This window comes from Streptomyces sp. NPDC060000 (assembly GCF_042737375.1).
Lineage (GTDB): Bacteria > Actinomycetota > Actinomycetes > Streptomycetales > Streptomycetaceae > Streptomyces.
In genome coordinates this window covers 62,378-81,326 of the sequence record NZ_JBHWUU010000021.1, presented here as the reverse complement: position 1 = coordinate 81,326, position 18,949 = coordinate 62,378, and the positions used below count along the sequence as shown (strand labels likewise).

The 18,949-nt window shown below is 72.2% G+C and carries 18 protein-coding genes and 1 riboswitch; of the genes, 11 read left to right on the top strand and 7 right to left on the bottom strand.

Annotated features, from left to right (window positions below; genetic code table 11):
* The coding region (locus ACFWBB_RS13940) for an AMP-binding protein (protein ID WP_385270513.1) at window positions 1–1,766 on the bottom strand (1,766 nt) is incomplete at its 3' end.
* 37 nt (window positions 1,767–1,803) lie between these two features.
* Between ACFWBB_RS13940 and ACFWBB_RS13935 the strand changes: the two genes are divergently transcribed.
* Entirely contained in the window at window positions 1,804–2,067 is a 264-nt protein-coding gene (locus ACFWBB_RS13935; protein WP_385270510.1) for a hypothetical protein, read from the top strand.
* Here the strand turns inward: ACFWBB_RS13935 and ACFWBB_RS13930 are convergent.
* Both ACFWBB_RS13930 and ACFWBB_RS13925 read right to left on the bottom strand, forming a co-directional pair.
* Entirely contained in the window at window positions 2,057–4,288 is a 2,232-nt protein-coding gene (locus tag ACFWBB_RS13930) for a chorismate-binding protein (protein WP_385270507.1), read from the bottom strand. The two genes, ACFWBB_RS13935 and ACFWBB_RS13930, sit on opposite strands and share 11 nt — an antisense overlap.
* A gap of 31 nt (window positions 4,289–4,319) precedes the next feature.
* A complete protein-coding gene (locus ACFWBB_RS13925; RefSeq protein ID WP_385270504.1) occupies window positions 4,320–4,898 on the bottom strand; it encodes a hypothetical protein in 579 nt (192 codons plus the stop codon).
* A gap of 296 nt (window positions 4,899–5,194) precedes the next feature.
* Here ACFWBB_RS13925 and ACFWBB_RS13920 point away from each other — a divergent pair, with 296 nt between their 5' ends.
* Window positions 5,195–5,977 (top strand): DUF3050 domain-containing protein, encoded by a 783-nt coding sequence (locus ACFWBB_RS13920; protein WP_385270501.1) that lies wholly within the window; start codon window positions 5,195–5,197, stop codon window positions 5,975–5,977.
* On the opposite strand, the gene ACFWBB_RS13915 is transcribed toward ACFWBB_RS13920, so the two are convergent.
* Window positions 5,958–6,830, bottom strand: coding sequence for a DMT family transporter (locus tag ACFWBB_RS13915; RefSeq protein ID WP_385270594.1), 873 nt, complete (start codon window positions 6,828–6,830; stop codon window positions 5,958–5,960). The genes ACFWBB_RS13920 and ACFWBB_RS13915 overlap by 20 nt on opposite strands.
* Window positions 6,831–6,960: 130 nt before the next feature.
* On the opposite strand from ACFWBB_RS13915, the gene ACFWBB_RS13910 reads away from it, so the two are divergent.
* The 5 genes from ACFWBB_RS13910 to ACFWBB_RS13890 all read left to right on the top strand — a co-directional run bounded on the left by ACFWBB_RS13910 (window position 6,961) and on the right by ACFWBB_RS13890 (window position 12,392).
* Window positions 6,961–7,341: a hypothetical protein gene (locus ACFWBB_RS13910; RefSeq protein WP_385270498.1), complete on the top strand. Its 381-nt coding sequence runs from the start codon at window positions 6,961–6,963 to the stop codon at window positions 7,339–7,341.
* A gap of 73 nt (window positions 7,342–7,414) precedes the next feature.
* Window positions 7,415–8,602: a glutathionylspermidine synthase family protein gene (locus ACFWBB_RS13905; RefSeq protein WP_385270495.1), complete on the top strand. Its 1,188-nt coding sequence runs from the start codon at window positions 7,415–7,417 to the stop codon at window positions 8,600–8,602.
* Between the two features lie 283 nt (window positions 8,603–8,885).
* Window positions 8,886–8,975, top strand: a riboswitch (ZMP/ZTP riboswitch).
* Window positions 8,976–9,018: 43 nt separating this feature from the next.
* Window positions 9,019–10,470: a glycine hydroxymethyltransferase gene (locus tag ACFWBB_RS13900; RefSeq protein WP_385270492.1), complete on the top strand. Its 1,452-nt coding sequence runs from the start codon at window positions 9,019–9,021 to the stop codon at window positions 10,468–10,470.
* 79 nt (window positions 10,471–10,549) lie between these two features.
* Window positions 10,550–11,617 (top strand): tryptophan--tRNA ligase, encoded by a 1,068-nt coding sequence (gene trpS / locus ACFWBB_RS13895; RefSeq protein ID WP_385270489.1) that lies wholly within the window; start codon window positions 10,550–10,552, stop codon window positions 11,615–11,617.
* Between the two features lie 196 nt (window positions 11,618–11,813).
* Window positions 11,814–12,392: a 2'-5' RNA ligase family protein gene (locus ACFWBB_RS13890; protein ID WP_385270486.1), complete on the top strand. Its 579-nt coding sequence runs from the start codon at window positions 11,814–11,816 to the stop codon at window positions 12,390–12,392.
* Between the two features lie 22 nt (window positions 12,393–12,414).
* Here ACFWBB_RS13890 and ACFWBB_RS13885 read toward each other — a convergent pair whose 3' ends face one another.
* Together ACFWBB_RS13885 and ACFWBB_RS13880 are read right to left on the bottom strand one after the other, a co-directional pair.
* Complete coding sequence (locus ACFWBB_RS13885; protein ID WP_385270483.1) at window positions 12,415–13,170, bottom strand: decaprenylphospho-beta-D-erythro-pentofuranosid-2-ulose 2-reductase; 756 nt, start codon at window positions 13,168–13,170, stop codon at window positions 12,415–12,417.
* Window positions 13,167–14,549, bottom strand: coding sequence for an FAD-binding protein (locus tag ACFWBB_RS13880; protein WP_385270480.1), 1,383 nt, complete (start codon window positions 14,547–14,549; stop codon window positions 13,167–13,169). Before ACFWBB_RS13880 ends, ACFWBB_RS13885 begins: the two co-directional genes overlap by 4 nt.
* A gap of 132 nt (window positions 14,550–14,681) precedes the next feature.
* Here ACFWBB_RS13880 and ACFWBB_RS13875 point away from each other — a divergent pair, with 132 nt between their 5' ends.
* The 4 genes from ACFWBB_RS13875 to ACFWBB_RS13860 are packed head-to-tail and all read left to right on the top strand — an operon-like array spanning window position 14,682 to window position 17,551.
* Window positions 14,682–15,203 carry a phosphatase PAP2 family protein gene (locus tag ACFWBB_RS13875; protein ID WP_385270477.1) on the top strand — a complete coding sequence of 174 codons (522 nt, stop codon included), beginning with the start codon at window positions 14,682–14,684 and terminating at the stop codon, window positions 15,201–15,203.
* The gene (locus ACFWBB_RS13870; protein WP_385270474.1) at window positions 15,196–16,149 is read left to right on the top strand and encodes a decaprenyl-phosphate phosphoribosyltransferase; all 954 of its coding nucleotides are present in this window, start codon (window positions 15,196–15,198) and stop codon (window positions 16,147–16,149) included. Before ACFWBB_RS13875 ends, ACFWBB_RS13870 begins: the two co-directional genes overlap by 8 nt.
* On the top strand, window positions 16,143–16,646 hold the full coding sequence (locus ACFWBB_RS13865; RefSeq protein WP_385270591.1) for a GtrA family protein: 504 nt from the start codon (window positions 16,143–16,145) through the stop codon (window positions 16,644–16,646). The genes ACFWBB_RS13870 and ACFWBB_RS13865 overlap by 7 nt, the downstream gene beginning before the upstream one ends.
* On the top strand, window positions 16,634–17,551 hold the full coding sequence (locus tag ACFWBB_RS13860; RefSeq protein WP_385270471.1) for a YihY/virulence factor BrkB family protein: 918 nt from the start codon (window positions 16,634–16,636) through the stop codon (window positions 17,549–17,551). The genes ACFWBB_RS13865 and ACFWBB_RS13860 overlap by 13 nt, the downstream gene beginning before the upstream one ends.
* Here ACFWBB_RS13860 and ACFWBB_RS13855 read toward each other — a convergent pair.
* Window positions 17,505–18,857 carry a D-alanyl-D-alanine carboxypeptidase family protein gene (locus tag ACFWBB_RS13855; protein ID WP_385270588.1) on the bottom strand — a complete coding sequence of 451 codons (1,353 nt, stop codon included), beginning with the start codon at window positions 18,855–18,857 and terminating at the stop codon, window positions 17,505–17,507. The genes ACFWBB_RS13860 and ACFWBB_RS13855 overlap by 47 nt on opposite strands.
* Window positions 18,858–18,949 lie beyond the last annotated feature (92 nt).

The window sequence follows — 18,949 nt, the reverse complement described above, 5'->3', positions numbered from 1 at the left end:
GAGCCGGTGGGGCCGGACGGGCCGGACAGGCCGGTGGGACCGGTGGGGCCGGGTGTTCCGGTGTGACTGGTGGGACGGGCGGAGCTGGTGGGGCCCGACGGGCCGGGTGTTCCGGTGGGGCTGGACAGGCCGGGTGTTCCGGTGGGACCGGTGGGATGGGCGGAGCCGGTGGGGCCGGACGGGCCGGACAGGCCGGTGGGACCGGTGGGGCCGGGTGTTCCGGTGTGACTGGTGGGACGGGCGGAGCTGGTGGGGCCGGACGGGCCGGGTGTTCCGGTGGGGCTGGACAGGCCGGGTGTTCCGGTGGGACCGGTGGGACGGGCAGAGCCGGTGGGGCCGCCGGACGGGCCGGACAGGCCGGTGGGGCCGGACACGCTGGTGGGGCCGGTGGGGCCCGGGGGAGTGGTCGGGGTGGTCCGGGTGGCGGGGACGACGAAGGCTCGTAGGCGGGTGCGGCCGTGGGCGTCCGGGACCGCTGCCACCGCGACCTCCCCGACCGCCGGGTGGGCGCGCAGGACGGCCTCCACCTCCAGGGGGGAGACGGTGATTCCGCCGACCATCTCCATGTCGTCGGTGCGGCCCAGGTGGCGGTAGGCGCCGTCCGGTTCGCGGCGCGCCCGGTCGTGGGTGGCGAGCCAGCCGCCGACCAGCGTGCGCCGCGTCTCCTCGGGCCGGTTCAGATAGCCGGGCGTCACCGTGGGCCCGCGCACCCACAGTTCCCCCTCCGCGCCGTCGGGCACGGGCCGCCCGGCACGGTCGCGCAGCTCCACGTCGAACCCCGGGACGGGACGCCCGACGGTGCCCGGGTGGTCGTGGCCGAGACTGTTGGCGCAGAAGGCGTGACCGGCCTCGGTGGAGCCGATCTGTTCCAGCACGGGCGCGCCGAGCAACTCGGTGATCTGTCCGCCGAGCCCGCCCGGCAGGCCCTCGCCGGCCGACACCGCGGCGCGCACCGAGGCGAAGCAGGCCGCGTGGCCGCTGCCCCGGTCGGCGATGAGCGCCGCGTACGCCGACGGCACCGAGTAGAGCAGGGTCACGCGGTGCCGGGCGACGAGTTCGTCGACGGCGGCGGGGGTCGGACGCCGGTCCACCAGCACGGCGCTGGAGCCGGAGAAGAGCGGGAAGACGAAGGCGTTGCCGAAGCCGTAGGCGAAGTACAGCTTCGACACCGACAGCGTGACGTCCTCCTCGGTGATCCCGAGCAGCCGCCGTCCGATGAGGGCGTGGTAGGTCTTCGGGTCACCGTGCGTGTGCACGACCCCCTTCGGACGGCCCGTCGTGCCGGAGGTGTACTGCACGTACAGCGGCGCGTGCGCGTCCACCGGGTGGGCGGCGGCAGGCTCGGTGACGGGGGCGAGCGCGAGGAACTGGTCGGCGCCGAGGCGTGCCCGGTCGTCGAAACGGTCCTCGAGACCCGGCCCGGTCACACACAGCACGGCGTCGGTGTCCTCGGCCATGAACGCGTGCTCGGGCGCGGGCAGTTCGGGATTGACCAGGACGGCCACGGCCCCCAGCCGGGCGACTCCGAGGAAGGCCGCCACCCACGCGATCCCGTCGGGCAGCGCCAGCAGCACGCGGTCCCCGGCCCGTACCCCGTGATCCGTGAGCACCCGGGCCGCCCGCGCTCCGAGCCCGTGCGCCTCACCGTGGGTCCACACCTGGTGCCCCTGATGGAACGCGGCCCGGCCGCCCCACCCACGCCGCTCGGCGAGGTCGGCGAGATACGCGGCGAGATTGCCGGGCCCTGCGGCGTCCCCCCGGGGCACGGCGGCACCGGAAACCACCGGGGGACGCGGAGCCGCCGTGGCACGGCCGCCGACGGTCGCGGCGTCGGCTGCCGTCGCGGACGGTGCGGTCGTCGTGGACGGGGAGGTCGTCGTGGACGGTGCTGCCGTCGTGGACCGTGTGGCCGTCGCGGACGGTGCGGTCGTCGTGGACGGGGAGGTCGTCGTGGACGGTGCTGCCGTCGTGGACCGTGTGGCCGTCGCGGACGGTGCGGTCGTCGTGGACGGGGAGGTCGTCGTGGACCGTGTGGCCGTCGCCGGCCGTGCGGCCGTCATCGGGTGACCCTCTCGCCGGGCGCCGTCGGCCGCGCCGCGTTGTGCTCCCGCAGGGCCCGCATCTGCGCGGCCGTCTTCAGCAGCATCTCGTCGTACTCCGCGACCGGATCGGAGTCCAGGACGATCGCACCCCCCGCCCCCATCCGCATCACGCCGTCGGCCAGGACGGCGGTCCGGATGACGACGCTGAGGTCCGCGCCGCCGCTGCACCCCAGGTAGCCGAGGGCACCCGCGTACACGCCGCGCGCCTCGGTCTCCAGCCCGTCGATGATCTCCAGCGTGCGCTGCTTCGGCGCCCCGGTCATCGACCCGCCGGGAAAGCAGGCGCGTACGCAGTCCACCGCGTCCGTGTCCTCGCGCAGCCGGCCCTCGACGGTGGAGACGAGCTGGTGCACGGTCGCGTACGTCTCGGTGGCCATGAGCCGGGAGACCCGCACGGTCCCGGTCCGGCAGACCCGCCCCAGGTCGTTGCGGAGCAGGTCGACGATCATCAGGTTCTCGGCGCGGGTCTTGGCGTCCGCCGCCAGCGCCTCCCTGAGCCGGGCGTCCTCCAGCGGACCGGCCCCGCGCGGCGCGGTCCCCTTGATCGGCTTGGCTTCGGCGACGCCGTCCCGGGTGATCCGCAGGAACCGCTCGGGCGAGGAGCCGACCACGTCGAGGTCACCGAAGCGCAGGAAGGCGGCGTAGGGCGCGGGATTGACGCGGCGCAGCACCCGGTAGAAGCCGTACGCGTCGTCCGGAGCGGGTAGCGTCGCGGCGTTGGTCAGGCAGATCTCGTAACTGGTGCCCGCGGCGAGTTCACGCTTGCAGGCCTCGATGTCCGCGAGGTAGGTCGCCCGGCCCCGCACCAACCAGGGCTCGACACCACCGACACCACCGACGCCACCTACATCACCGACCCCACCGGCATCGCTGGCCCCGGCCGTGATCGCACCCCGCGTCACCCTGTCCGGCTCGCCCGCCTCGGGCTCCGCCGGCCGTGTCCGGTCGGGCTCGGTGGGCAGGGAGGTCAGCCGGCCCAGGGTGTTCTCGAGCCAGTCGGTGGCCTCGAGGGTGGCCTGGGGAGTGTCCTCCGCCAGGCAGACCGCGTAGGTGAAGCCCTTCTCGTGGTCCACCGCGATCAGCCGGTCGGCGAACAGCCAGCAGGCGTCCGGGGTGGTGGCGGTGTGCCGGTTCGGGGAGCCGCAGTCGGCCTTCGTCTCGTAGCCGAAGTAGCCGACGTAGCCGCCGGTGAAGTCGAAGGGCAGCCCGGTGGCGTCGACGCGGCGGTTCGCCAGCTGCCGCTTGAGATAGTCGAAGACGCTCGCCCGGACCTTGCGCGGCGGCCGCCCCGCCCGTTCGATCTCGCAGCGGCCGGCCTCGACGTCGTACCGGACGAACTCGGCGAGCGGACCGCTGTCGTCGCCGAAGAACGAGAAGCGGGAGAGTCCCCGCTCGACCCGGGAGCTGTCCAGCCAGAACGCCCGCGGCGAGTCGGCGTACAGCCGGGTGAAGGCGGCCTCCGCGTCGATCGCCCCGGCGAGACGGCGGGTGTGCAGCCGATGGGCGGGGCCCTCGGCCCGGCGCGGCCGGGGAACGATCACCGAGCGGGTCGGCATCGCCGCCGCGGCCGGAGTGACCGCCGTGTTCTTCGAGCGGGTCTTGCGGGCCCGGTCGGCCGTGAGGTTGCGGAAGTTCATCAGCATCCGGTGGCCGTAGTCGGTGAGCACCGACTCCGGGTGGAACTGCACGCCCCACAGGGGCCGTTCGCGGTGCCGCAGCCCCATCAGGACGCCGTCCTCCGCCCAGGCGGTGGCCTCCAGGGTGTCGGGCAGCGGCTCGCGTACGGACAGCGAGTGGTAGCGGACCGCGGTGAAGTTCTGCGGCAGACCGTGGAACAGGTCCCGTCCGTCGTGGCGGACGGCCGACAGATGCCCGTGCCGCGGCTCAGGGGCGGGCGCCACCCGGCCGCCCTCCCTGTACGCGATGCCCTGGTGGCCGAGGCAGACGCCGAGCACCGGCACCGGGGAGTCGGCCAGCACTCTGGCGCTGATACCGAAGTCACGTGTTTTCGACGGATGCCCGGGTCCGGGTGACACCACGACGTTGTCGAAAGCCGCGAGATCGGGAACGGCGCCCGCGGGGGCGTCATTGAGGATCACCACCGGCTCCTCGCCGTTGACCTCGGCGATCAGCTGGAACAGGTTGTACGTGTACGAGTCGTAATTGTCGATGAGCAGGGTCTTCACCCGCCCACCTCCCTAGGGTCGTTCTCGGGTTCTACGCGGTCCGTCTTTTATGCCGTCCGCGAAGCGCCTGGAGCGGTGGATACAGCCATTTCTTGAAGAAACGCTGAAGGCGAGGCATGAGAATCCATGTGACGAGGGCCGTCACGCAAAGGCAGAGTAGTAGCGTGCGAACAATGGGATTGAGGCCGCCGAGATAGGGGAGCGCGATCACATTGAAAAGGAGCACCGGTGGGAAAACCGCGCTCATATTCACGAACCACAGCTTCCACTTCGACGGCGGGGCCGGCGTCTTCGGCCCGGGGATCTGGGAGTCGAACCAGGCCTTGGTGCCGCGCACGCTTCTGCGGTCCGTCTCCTGGGCGATGCCCAGCGCGCGGCCGTGCCACTCCTGCCGGTCGGTCGAGTCCTCCCAGGCCCGGGCCGTGCCTTCGGTGGCGAAGCGATAGACCACATGCCACTCCGCCTCTCCATCGACAAGTACACCGCCCCCCAGGAAGCCGGGTTGCCGTGCGCTCGCGCCCAGCATGGCCCACCCCCAGGAATGGAAGTCGACCTCACGGCCCGGCACCACTCGATATGCGGAGGTGACGGTGACGGGATTACTGGTCACACCGTCGAGTACGCAACGGAGAGCGCTTGCGTTCACAGGTTCTTCAAAGTTCTACAACTGTCTTCAAGTGTCCGGAAAGTGGCTTTTCATTGGCTTTTCTGCGGTCTCGACATCTTCCGGCGGGTGGTACTGCCGGTAACTTATGCGGAATTCCTGGAAGCGCTTGCCGGTGCGGCGAGGTAAGTGCACGATCGAGCTCCCGTATCGCTCCCGTATCGCTCCCGTGCCGCTCCCGCGCCGATCCCGTACGGGATTCCGTGTCGGCTTCCTTACTGCTTCCGGACCGAAGGAGAACCATGTCCAGGCACGACTGGAACATGACGGACGAGGGAATCGGAAAGGCCCGTTCCGCGATAGAACAGGCCCGAAAGGAAGTGACCGCCCATCCGATTTACCAGCGGATGAGCAGCCGGGAGGACATGGCGACGTTCATGGCGCACCACGTGTTCGCGGTCTGGGACTTCATGTCCCTGCTCAAGTCGCTCCAGCGCGACCTCACCTGCGTCGACGTCCCCTGGGTGCCGCGCGGCTCGGAGGGGGTGAGCCGGCGGCTCGTCAACGACATGGTGCTGGTCGAGGAGAGCGACGAGCTGAACGGCGGGTTCACCAGCCACTTCGAGCTCTACCGCGCGGGGATGGACGAGGCGGGCGCCCCCACGGCCCGGATCGACACCTTCGTCGCGCTGATCGGCGAGGGCCACGACGTGCCGTCCGCGCTGCGGGTCGCCCAGGTCCCCGCCCCAGCCGCCGAGTTCGTGCGCACGACCTTCGAGATCATCGCCGACCGGCCCCTGCACTGCCGGGCCGCGGCCTTCGCCTTCGCCCGGGAGGACCTCATCCCGGACATGTTCGACCAGGTGATCAGGAAGGAGGGCACCGACCGGTTCCCGCTCTTCCGCGACTATCTGGCCCGCCACATCGAGGTCGACGGCGAGGAGCACACCCCCATGGCCATGCAGATGGTGGCCGACCTGTGCGGCGAGGACGACACGCGCTGGCAGGAGGCCGTCGAGACGGCCACCCTCGCGCTGGAGGCCAGGAGCCGCCTGTGGGACGGCATCACGGAGGCGATGGCCTGACGGGCGGCTCCGGCGCGGGTTCCGGTTGTGGAGCCGGTGCCGTTTCGGGTGCCTCCCCGAACCGGGCCAGTGCCAGCGCTCCCGCCACCGCGACGGCGAAACCCAGCACGGCCAGCCAGCCGAACCCCTCCCGGGTGCGGTCGCCCAGCCACACCACCCCCACCAGGGCCGGTCCGATCGTCTCCCCGATCACTATCCCGGCCGTGGCCGTCGTCACCGACCCTTGCTGGAGAGCCGACGTCAGCATCAGGAACGCGGCACCGCCACCCAGCAGCAGGGCGTACACCGCCGGGTCGGTGAGCAGATCCAGGGGGGCGAGCGAGTCGATCAACCGCACCGTCACCTCGACCACCCCGAACCCGAAACCGGCCCCGAGGCCCAGCACCAACGCCCGTCCGCGCCCGGCCAGTCGCCGGCCGGCCGGCCACAGCAGCAGCACCCCACCCGCCGCGCCGAGCATCACCCACGGCAGCGCCGGCGGACCGCTCTCCTCGCCCTCCGTCCCCGCCGCCAGCCCCAGCATCGCCAGCCCCGCGCACACCACCCCCACCGCCGCCCACTCGGTCCGGCTCAGCCGCACATGCAGCAGCCGGGCCGCGACCACCGCCGTCACGGCCAGGCTGGAGGCGAGTGCCGCCCCCACGGCGTAGATCGGCACCGACCGCAGCGCGGCGATCTGGAACAGGAACCCCAGCCCGTCCAGCCCGAGCCCCGCCAGATACCGCCACTGCCGCACCGCCCGCAGGAGCAGCGCCGCGTCGCCGCCGCTCCCGTCGGCGGCGGCACGCGCCGCCACCGCCTGCAACACCGTCGCGGTACCGAAGCAGACCGCCGCGCCGAGGGCGCACATCATTCCGAAGAGCACGAAAGGACTGTAGGGGAACGGCTCGTGGGCGGGGCGCCTTCGGTCGCGCTCGGCACGGTGTCTAGGCTGACGGCCGGAAATCGCCGTAGGGGCGGTGCGACAACGGGGAGACGGAACCATGGCGGACGCACGTCGCAGACTTCGCTCGGGCACGGTCGTACTCGGCGGCATGGGAGTCCTCGCGGCGGCCCTGACCGCCTGCTCCTCCGACGACCCCGACAAGCGCTGCGTCGACCGCGACAGCTACAACCGCGCCAAGGGCTACAAGGTCGTCGCCGACACGAACTGCAAGTCCGGCAAGTCCCCGGCGAACGGCGTCTGGTACGACGGCGGCAAGAAGAACGGCTCCTGGGTCGACGGCGGCGCCCTCGCCAAGCCGGGCAAGGGCTCCGGCGGTTCGAGCAGCGGCACCGGAGGCAGCGGAGGCAGCGGTGTCAGCCGCGGCGGCTTCGGCGGCGACAGCGACGGCGGCAGCCACAAAGGCAGCTCCGGCGGCTGAGCGACCGGACGACCGAGCGACCGAGCGACCGGACGACCGGACGACCGAGCGGCTGAACAGGACACCGGCACCCATGCGACGTCACACCGTCGAACCCCGCCCCGACTGGCAGCGGACCGTCGAGGAACAGGGACTCGTCTACCCCCTCACCCGCCACCCCGACGGCCGACTGCGCCCCTACTGGGACGAGAGCGCGTACTACGCCTTCACCCTCGACGAGGTCGAGGCACTGGAGGAGACCGTCGAGGAACTGCACAGCATGTGCCTGGCGGCGGCCGCCCACCTCGTCGAGTCGGACCGCCTCGCCGACCTCGGCATCACCGACCCGCGGATCGCGGCGGCGGTCGCCGAGGCCTGGCACCGGCGCGCCGAACTACCCTCTGTCTACGGCCGCTTCGACCTCCGCTACGACGGCACCGGCCCGGCGAAGCTCCTGGAGTACAACGCCGACACCCCCACCTCGCTCGTGGAGGCGGCCTCCCCGCAGTGGTTCTGGATGGAGGACCGCTTCCCCGGCGCCGACCAGTGGAACTCCCTCCACGAACGCCTGATCGCGGCCTGGAGGAAACAGGCCGCCCTCCTGCCGCCCGGCAGCCCGCTCTACTTCGCGCACTCCTCGGAGGACGAACTGGGCGAGGACCTCATGACGGTCGCCTATCTCAAGGAGACCGCCGATCAGGCCGGCCTGGACACCGACTGGATCTCCATGGAGGAGATCGGCTGGGACCCGCTGTCCGGCCGCTTCGTCGACCGCCGACTCCGCTTCATCCGAAGCTGCTTCAAGCTCTACCCGTGGGAGTGGCTGACCACCGACCGCTTCGCCGGCCATGTCCTGGACGGCCTCGACAACGGCGGCGGCACCGGCACGACGATGTGGATCGAACCGGCCTGGAAGATGCTCCTCAGCAACAAGGCCCTGCTGGCCGTCCTGTGGGAGCTGTACCCCGGCCACCCCAACCTCCTCCCCGCCTACCTCGACGGCCCCCGCGAACTGGCGGCCACCACCGGCTACGTCGCCAAGCCGCTGCTGGGCCGCGAGGGGGCCGGCGTCACCCTGCACGAACCCGGCTCCACGCCCGTCCCGCGCACCGACGAGCCCTGCTGTTACCAGCAGTTGGCGCCCCTCCCCGCGTTCGACGGAAACCATGTCGTCCTCGGCGCGTGGGTGGTGGAGGACGAGTCGGCGGGCCTCGGCATCCGCGAGTCCTCCGGCCTGGTCACGGACGAGTACGCCCGCTTCCTGCCCCACGTGATCCTTTAGCCCCGCCGGTCCTCGCCGGTCCTCGCCGGTCCTCGCCGGTCCTCGCCGGTCCTCGCCGGTCCTCGCCGGTCCTCGCCGGTCCTCGCCGGTCCTCGCCGGACCCCTCCGGCCCCCGCCGAACCCCCCGGCTCTCTCCGACCCCTCCGGCCCCCGCCGAACCCCCCGGCTCTCTCCGAACCCTCCGGCCCCCGCCGACCTGGTGGAGCCGTGGTCCGGCACCGGTCCGGCGTCGCTCGCATGGTGGACGCCGGACCTCGGGTTTCGGGTGTGCCCGGTAGGCTGGCGAGCGGGCCGTGACTGGCGCGCTGGGATGGGACGGACCATCGGGGAGCGGCCTGTGAGTGACAGAGTGCCGTGCGCCTGGGCCAGACCGAGACCGTGACCGCTCGTACGCCACGCCACCCGGAGGCCGCGACATGTCCGACCAGCAGCCCCTCTCCACCGAGTCCATCGCCTTCCGCGCCGCGCTCGACGTGATCCGCGCCGTCGAGCCGCGCGTCGCCGACGCCATCGGCCAGGAGGTCCACGACCAGCGCGAGATGCTCAAGCTGATCGCCTCGGAGAACTACGCCTCGCCGGCCACCCTCCTCGCGATGGGCAACTGGTTCAGCGACAAGTACGCCGAGGGCACGATCGGCCGCCGCTTCTACGCCGGCTGCCGCAACGTGGACACCGTCGAGTCGCTGGCCGCCGAGCACGCCCGCGAGCTCTTCGGCGCCCGGCACGCCTACGTCCAGCCGCACTCCGGCATCGACGCCAACCTCGTCGCCTTCTGGTCCGTCCTCGCCGACCGGGTGGAGGTCCCGGCCCTCGCCAAGGCGGGCGTCCGCCAGGTCAACGACCTCTCCGAGGCCGACTGGGCCGAGCTGCGCCAGGCCTTCGGCAACCAGCGCATGCTGGGCATGTCCCTGGACGCGGGCGGCCACCTCACCCACGGCTTCCGCCCGAACATCAGCGGCAAGATGTTCGACCAGCGCTCCTACGGCACCGACCCGGCGACCGGCCTCATCGACTACGAGGCCCTGCGCGCCTCGGCCCGCGACTTCAAGCCGCTGATCATCGTGGCCGGCTACTCGGCGTACCCCCGGCTGGTGAATTTCCGGATCATGCGCGAGATCGCCGACGAGGTGGGCGCGACCCTGATGGTCGACATGGCCCACTTCGCGGGCCTGGTCGCGGGCAAGGTCCTGACCGGCGACTTCGACCCGGTGCCGCACGCCCAGATCGTGACGACCACCACCCACAAGTCCCTGCGCGGCCCGCGCGGCGGCATGGTCCTGTGCGACGACTCCCTCAAGGACCAGGTCGACCGCGGCTGCCCGATGGTCCTCGGCGGCCCGCTCCCGCACGTCATGGCCGCCAAGGCCGTCGCCCTCGCCGAGGCACGTCAGCCGTCCTTCCAGGACTACGCCCAGCGCATCGTCGACAACTCCCGCGCGCTGGCGGAGGGCCTGATGCGGCGCGGCGCGACCCTGGTCACCGGGGGCACGGACAACCACCTGAACCTGATCGACGTCGCCTCCTCCTACGGCCTCACCGGCCGGCAGGCCGAGGCGGCCCTGCTCGACTCGGGCATCGTCACCAACCGCAACGCCATCCCCGCCGACCCGAACGGCGCCTGGTACACCTCCGGCATCCGCATCGGTACGCCGGCGCTGACCACCCGGGGCCTGGGCACGGCCGAGATGGACGAGGTGGCGGCCCTGATCGACCGGGTCCTCACCGCCACCGAGCCCGGCACGACCAAGTCGGGCGCGCCGTCGAAGGCGTCCCACGTCCTGGACGAGAAGACCGCCGACGAGATCTCCCGCAGGGCGACGGACCTGGTGGCGGGCTTCCCGCTGTACCCGGAGATCGACCTCGGCTGACGCCGGCGGCACCCGGGCGGCCCCGACGGCCGCCCGGGACCCGTTCCGGGCGGTCCCCGCGCTCTGAGACAATGAACGCATGGCCACAGACCGCCCGCCCGTCGCCCACCACCGCCCTCAGACGGGGCGCTTCGCGCCGCTGCCCGGTTCGCGCGTGCTCTCCGGAATCCAGCCCACCGCAGGTTCGTTCCACCTCGGCAACTACCTCGGCGCCGTCCGCCAGTGGGTGGCCCTGCAGGAGTCCCACGACGCGTTCTACATGGTCGTCGACCTGCACGCGATCACGGTCCCGCAGGACCCGAAGGAACTCAGCGCGAACACGCGGCTGGCAGCCGCGCAGCTCCTCGCGGCCGGTCTCGACCCGGAGCGCTGCACGCTCTTCGTCCAGAGCCACGTTCCCGAGCACGCCCAGCTGGCCTGGGTCATGAACTGCCTCACCGGTTTCGGCGAGGCCGGCCGGATGACCCAGTTCAAGGACAAGTCCGCCAGGCAGGGCGCCGACCGCGCCTCCGTGGGCCTGTTCACGTACCCGATCCTCCAGGTCGCGGACATCCTGCTGTACCAGGCCAACGAGGTGCCGGTCGGCGAGGACCAGCGCCAGCACATCGAGCTCACCCGTGACCTCGCCGAGCGCTTCAACGGCCGCTACGGCGAGACCTTCACGATCCCGAAGCCGTACATCCCGAAGGAGACGGCGAAGATCTACGACCTCCAGGACCCGTCGATCAAGATGAGCAAGTCGGCGTCCACGCCGAAGGGCCTCATCAACCTGCTCGACGAGCCGAAGGTCACCGCGAAGAAGGTCAGGAGCGCGGTCACGGACACCGACACGGTGATCCGCTACGACACCGAGAACAAGCCCGGCGTGAGCAACCTGCTCAGCATCTACTCCACGCTGACCGGCACGAGCGTTCCGGAGCTGGAGCAGGCTTACGAGGGCAAGCTGTACGGCGCGCTCAAGACGGACCTCGCCGAGGTCGTCGTCGACTTCGTGACGCCGTTCAGGGACCGCACCCAGCAGTACCTGGACGACCCCGAGACGCTCGACTCGGTCCTCGCCAAGGGCGCGGAGAAGGCACGTGCCGTCGCCGCGGAGACGCTCTCCCGGACGTACGAGCGCGTGGGCTTCCTGCCCGCGAAGCACTGAGTGGCGCGGAAGCACTCGGGGCGGCGCGCGGAAGCACTCGGGGCGCACCGCACACCTGTTCCTCCGGGCAGAGCGCTGCACATCACTTTCCCTGCGCCTGCCCAGAGCACAGCCGTAGCCGTACAGTCGATAGCCGTACGACTGAGTACGAACCCGGCAACACACCCCGCCAGGGCGACATGACGAAGGAGAAGACGTGGGGACCGTAACGATCGGCGTGTCGATCGCGGTCCCGGAGCCTCACGGCAGCCTGCTCCAGGAGCGGCGCGTGGGCTTCGGCGACGCCGCGGCGCACGGCATCCCCACGCACGTCACGCTGCTGCCGCCGACCGAGGTCGAGGCGAGCGCGCTGCCGGCCGTCGAGGTCCACCTCGGCGCGGTCGCCGCGGCCGGCCGGCCCTTCCCGATGAGGCTGTCCGGCACCGGCACCTTCCGGCCCATGTCGCCGGTGGTCTATGTGCGGGTCGTCCAGGGCGCCGAGACCTGCGCCCGGCTCCAGCAGCGGATCCGTGCCGCCTCCGGGCCGCTGACCCGCGAGCTCCAGTTCCCCTACCACCCGCATGTCACCGTCGCGCACGGGATCGACGAGGCGGCCATGGACCGGGCCTTCGACGAGCTCGCCCACTACGAGGCCGACTGGTCGTGCACCGGTTTCGCCCTCGCCGAGCAGGGCCCCGACGGCGTCTGGCGCAAACTGCGCGACTTCGCCTTCGGAGGCGCGGTCGTCCCCCCGCAGGCCGCCCACGTCGACCGGGGTTCACTGCCGACGCGCTAGCGGCCTGTCCCAGGAGCCTGTCCTAGATCGGCAGCCTGCGGAACAGCCCGCGCGGTGTGTGCCGCAGCGCCGACATCACCACGCGCAGCACCCCTGGCACCCACACCGTCTCCGAGCGGCGGCGCAGCCCCAGCTCGACGGCCGTGGCGACCGCCTCCGGGGTGGTCGCCAGCGGCGCCTCCTCGAGACCGGCGGTCATCCTCGTCCGGACGAACCCGGGGCGTACGACCATGACATGGACGCCGGTGCCGTGCAGCGCGTCGCCCAGACCCTGGGCGAAGGCGTCGAGACCCGCCTTGCTGGAGCCGTAGATGAAATTCGAGCGGCGGGCCCGCTCGCCGGCGACCGAGGAGAGGACGACCAGAGAGCCGTGGCCCTGGGTCTGGAGGGCGCGCGCCCCGGCCAGCCCCGCCGACACCGCCCCCGTGTAATTGGTCTGCGCGACCCGCACCGCGGCCGACGGGTCGCGCTCGTCGTTCGCCTGGTCGCCGAGCACGCCGAAGGCCAGCAGCACGAGATCGACGTCGCCCTCCGCGAAGACCTTGCCGAGGACCGCCTCGTGGGACCCGGGGTCGAGCGCGTCGAAGGGGACGGTGTGCACGTCCGCCCCCAGGGTGCGCAGCCCGGCGGCGGCGGACTCCAGGGCGGGCGACGGGCGCCCGGCCAGCCACACCGTGCGGGTGCGGCGGGCGATCAGGCGGCGCGCGGTGGCCAGGCCGATCTCGGACGTACCGCCGAGGACGAGAAGGGACTGGGGGAGGCCGAAGGCGTCCTTCATGGTGACTCCTGGAAGTTGAGCCGGCGGGCGAGGTCCGACACGAACACCCCGCGCGGGTCCAGCTCCGCGCGCAGCGCGCGGAAGTCGTCGAGGCGCGGGTACATCGCGGTGAGCAGTTCGGGGCGCAGCCGGGAGTCCTTGGCGAGGTAGACGCGGCCGCCCGCCGTGGCCACCTCCTCGTCCAGTTCGTCGAGGAACACGCCGAGGCCGGGCAGTCCGGCCGGGATGTCCAGGGCGAGGGTCCAGCCCGGGCGCGGGAAGGAGAGCCAGCCGGGATCGGCGTCCCCGAACCGCTTGAGGACGGCCAGGAAGGACGGGCAGCGGCGGGCGGAGATGCGCCGCACGATCCGGCGCAGGGTGTCCTCCCGGCCGTACCCGACGACGAACTGGTACTGCACGAAGCCGTCGCGGCCGTAGACGCGGTTCCAGTGCGGGACGCCGTCGAGAGGGTGGAAGAAGGCGGCGAGGCTCTGGAGTTCGCCGGTACGCGCGCGTGGCGCCCTGCGGAACCACAGTTCGTTGAACAGTCCGACGGTAGCCCGGGTGAGCAGGCCGTTCGGCAGGAAGGCGGGGGCGGGCGGCAGCCGGGACGGGCGGAACGCGAGCGGGTCCCTGCGGGCGCGGGCGGACAGCGCGTCAGGCGGCGCGTGCCCGCCGCGGGTCAGGACCGCGCGTCCGGTGGCCGCCCCGCGCGCGAGGAGGTCGATCCAGGCGACCGAGTAGTGGTAGCGGTGGTCGCCGGCCGTCAGCCGGGCCATCAGGTCGTCGAGGTCGGCGGCCCGCTCGGTGTCGACCGACATCAGGGACGTCCCGACCGGCTGGAGCCGGATCCTGGCCGTCAGGACGACGCCGGTCAGGCCCATACCGCCGGCGGTCGCGTCGAACAGGTCGGTGCCCCGGTCCACCGTGCGGATCGTGCCGTCCGCCGTGAGCAGTTCGAAGGACAGCACATGGCGGGTGAACGACCCGGACACATGGTGGTTCTTGCCGTGGATGTCGGCGCCGATCGCGCCGCCCACGGTCACGTACCGGGTGCCGGGGGTCACGGGTACGAACCAGCCGAGCGGCAGCAGGACCTTCATGAGCCGGTGCAGGGAGACTCCCGCGTCGCACAGGACGATCCCGGCACCGGCGTCGATGACGTGGATCCGGTCCAGGCCGGTCAGGTCGATCACCGACCCGCCGGCGTTCTGCGCCGCGTCCCCGTAGGCCCGCCCCAGGCCCCTGGGGATGCTTCCGCGGGCTCCGCAGTCGCGGACCGCCGCGACGGCCTCCGCGTAGGTCCGGGGGCGGACCAGACGCGCGGTGGAGGGAGCGGTGCGGCCCCAACCCGTGACGGTGGCGAACTCGGAGGCGGTCTCGGCGGTCTCGGCAGGCATGAGGGTGACCGTATCGCCGATATATGGGCGATTAATTTTGAAACATTCATTGGTGCTCTGTATGGGTGATTAATGGTATGTCGCTCAATATTGCCGGAATTCCGAGGTGCTCGGCGTGAACAGTGAGTCCGCATGGACGAACTCGACGATCTGGACCACCGGATCCTCAAGGCGCTCCGCGCCCGGGGCGCGGACCCACGCGTCGCCCGTGCCGCGCGCGCCCTCTCCCGGGCGGGCGAACACGGCGCTCTGTGGCTCGCGGCGGGCGCCGTGGGAGCCGCCCTCGACGGCCCCCGGCGCGGTGCCTGGCTGCGGGCCACCGCGCTCACCGCGAGCGCGCACGCCGCCAGCATGGGAGTGAAACGGATCGTCCGGCGCCCGCGCCCCGCCCACGTCGAACCCCTCGTGCGCACCGCGGGACGGCACTCCTTCCCCAGCTCGCACGCGACCTCCGCGGTGGCCGCCGCCGTCGCCTACGGCGCGCTCGGGGCGTACGCCGCCGCGCCGCTCGCCGCCGCGATGTGCCTCTCACGTCTGGTCGCCGGCGTCCACCACCCCTCCGACGTGGCCGCCGGCGCGGCCCTGGGGGCGCTCACCGCGCGCCTGGGGGCGCGCTGGATGAGAGACGGACACAGGGAGGGACACCGTGGCTGAGGCACTGCTCCACCAACAGCGCGCCCACCGCCCGCCGGCGCCCCGGCCTCCGAGCCGCCGTCCCGGCACCCTCACCGGCGGTCTCCTCAGAACCACCCGTCCCAAGCAGTGGGTCAAGAACATCCTGGTCGCCGCCGCCCCCGCCGCGGCCGGCCGGCTCTTCTCACTGCACGCGCTCGATCAACTCGCCCTTGTCTTCGCCCTGTTCACGGCCTGCGCCGCCGCCGTCTACCTGGTCAACGACGCCCGGGACGCCGAGGCCGACCGCGCCCACCCCACCAAGCGGCACCGCCCGATCGCCGCCGGACAGGTCCCGGTGCCCGTCGCGTACGGCGTCGCGGGCGCCCTCGCGGTCCTCGCCCCGGCCGCCGCCCTCTGGCTGACGACACCCGCCGTCGCGGTCCTCCTCACCGCCTACCTGGGCATGCAACTGGCGTACTGCGTCAGCCTGAAGCACGTCCTGGTCGTCGACCTCGTCGTCGTCACGACCGGCTTCCTGATGCGGGCCACGGCGGGCGGACTCGCCCTCGGCATCCCCCTGTCCCGCTGGTTCCTGATCACCACCGGGTTCGGCGCGCTGTTCATGGTCGCCGCCAAGCGCTACTCCGAGGCCGTCCAGATGGCCGGCACGGCGGGTACCACGCGCGTGCTGCTCACCGAGTACACCACCGGCTATCTGCGCTTCGTCTGGCAGCTGGCGGCCGGGGTCGCCGTCCTCGGCTACTGCCTGTGGGCCCTGGAGGAGGGCGGTGTCCCGCACACGAGCGTGCTGCCCTGGCGCCAGCTGTCCGTGGTCGCCTTCGTCCTGGCGGTCCTGCGGTACGCCGTCTTCGCCGACCGGGGCACCGCGGGAGAGCCCGAGGAGGTCGTCCTGGGCGACCGCGCCCTCGCCCTGATCGGCCTGGTCTGGCTGGCCATGTACGGGCTGGCGGTGGCCAACTGGTGACCCACGCGCGCGTGCCGCCACGGGCCGGGCCGCGAGGGCGCGAACTGCTGGGCTTCGCCGCCGCGGGCCTCCTCGCCTACGCCGCCGACCTCGCCCTGTTCACGTACCTGCGCGGCCCGGCCGGTACCGGCCCGCTCACCGCCAAGGCCCTGTCCTTCCTCCTGGGCTGCGCGGTCGCCTACGCGGGCAACGCGCTCGGCACCTACCGGGACGAACGGCCGCGCGGCCTGCGCCCCGGCGCCGTGTTCCTCGCGGTGAACCTCGCCGGCGCCCTCGTCCAGCTTCTCTGTCTCACCGTCTCCCACTACGGCCTCGGGCTCACCTCCCGGCGCGCGGACACCGTCTCCGGCGCCGGGATCGGCATGGCACTGGCCACCGTCCTGCGTTTCTGGGGTACCCGAACCCTGGTGTTCCGCGACAGTCGGGCCGGCATCCGCGTCGGCGACACGCGCGTTGTTCCCGGGGACAGGGGCAGAGTCGGATCATGGACTGGCTGAAGAAGCTTCCCGGCATCGGACCGTGGGTCACGCGTCTCATGGCCACGCACGCGTGGCGGTCGTACGAGCGCCTGGACCGGGTGAAGTGGACGCGGCTCGCCGCCGCCATGACGTTCGTCAGCTTCGTCGCGCTCTTCCCGCTGCTGACCGTCGCCGCCGCCGTCGCCGCCGCCACGCTGAGCAAGTCCCAGCAGCAGGAGCTCCAGGACAAGATCGCCGACCAGGTCCCCGGCATCTCCGACCAGCTGGACATCGACGGCCTGGTCCAGAACGCGGGCACCGTCGGCCTCATCGCCGGGGCCGTGCTGCTGCTCACCGGCATCGGCTGGGTCGGTCAGATGCGGGACTGTCTGCGCGCGGTGTGGGAGCGGCCCGACGGGGACGAGAACCCCGTCCTGCGCAAGGCCAAGGACACGGGCGTCCTGGTCGGCCTCGGCGGCGCCGTGCTGCTCACCATCGCCATCTCCACCGTCGCCTCGGCCCTGGTCGGCTGGATCACCGACCAGTCCGGCATCGACAAGGAGGGCTGGGGCACCGTCCTGCTGCGCGTCGCCGCGTTCTCCGTCGCCGTGCTCGCCGACTTCCTGCTGCTGCTCTACGTCCTCACACTGCTGCCGGGCGTCGAGCCCCCGCGCCGCCGGCTCGTGGTCGCCGCGTTCATCGGGGCCGTCGGCTTCGAACTGCTGAAGCTGCTGCTGAGCGGCTATATGCAGGGCGTGGCCGCCAAGAGCATGTACGGCGCGTTCGGCGTGCCCATCGCCCTGCTGCTGTGGATCAACTTCACCTCGAAGCTGGTCCTGTACTGCGCGGCCTGGACAGCGACGGGCAGTGTCCCCGGGTGCCCCCGGGACATCGACGTCAGCGACGACGTCGTACCAGGTCCGGCAGCGGCCAGCGGCGGTTGACGAGGTACCCGCCGCCCGCGAGCAGCACCAGCAGGCCGCCGGCGATCGCCAGCGCGATCCACATACCGCCCGAGCCGTCCTCGGTCACGGCGCCCGCCACCGGCTTCGCCGACACGTCCCCTGCGCCGCCGGCCTGCCCCGACCCCTCGGAGAACGACGGGTTGGCGCCGGGCTGCGCGCTGGCCTGCGCGGTGTTCTTCGGCGCGACCAGCTCACCCACTGGCGTCACCTTGCCGGCCGCCTGGAAGCCCCAGTCCAGCAGGGCCGCGGTCTCCTTGTAGACCTCGTTGTGGTCGGTCTTCTCCGGGTTCATGACCGTGACGAGCAGCACCTTGCCGTTGCGCTCGGCGACACCGGTGAACGTGGCGCCCGCGTTGGTGGTGTTGCCGTTCTTGACGCCCGCGATGCCCGGGTACTGGGAGATGTCGTAGTCGCCGCTGAGCAGCCGGTTGGTGTTCTGGATCTCGAAGGTCCCGCGGGTCGTCTTCCCCTTCTTGTTCTTCTTCGTCTCGGCGGGGAACTTGGCGGTGACCGTCGAGCAGTACTCGCGGAAGTCGGCCTTCTGCAGGCCCGAGCGGGCGAACAGCGTCAGGTCGTACGCGGAGGACACCTGGCGGGGGGCGTCGTAGCCGTCCGGGGAGACGACGTTCGTGTCGAGGGCCTGGAGCTCCTCGGCGTGCGCGTTCATCTGCCTGACGGTGTCGGCGACGCCGCCGTTCATGGCCGACAGGACGTGCACGGCGTCGTTGCCGGAGCGCAGGAAGACGCCGAGCCACAGGTCGTGGACCGTGTACGTCTCGCCCTCCTTTATGCCGACGAGGCTGGAACCGGCTCCCATGCCGGCCAGGTCCTTCGCCTCGACCTTGTGCACGGTGGCCTTGGGGAACCTCGGCAGGACGGTGTCGGCGAAGAGCATCTTCATGGTGCTGGCCGGGGGCAGCCGCCAGTGCGCGTTGTGCGCGGCGAGCACGTCCCCCGACTCGGCGTCCGCGACGATCCACGACCGCGCGGTGAGGTCCTTGGGCAGCACCGGCGCGCCGCCGGCGATCGTCACCTGCGTCCCGGCCTGCCCGAGCCGCGTGCCACCCACGGACGACATGTCCGCCGGGGGAGCGACCGACGACGAGGCGGACGCGGACGGTGACCCGGACGGGGCGGCCGACGGGGAGACGGACGCCGTCGGTGAGCCGGACGCCACCGGCGACGGTGACGGGCCCGGCGCCGCGAGCGAGGCGGGCGCCGTGAGCGCGAGGGACGCGAGGGTCGCGGAGGTGACCAGCAGGTATCGCCTGACGGTCTGCATCATGGGTGCGGGCACGACGGAGAACGTACCCGGCACACGACGCGAAGTCCCGTCGCCCTCCCCACCCCGGTCACGGAACCGGACACCCGCCGGTG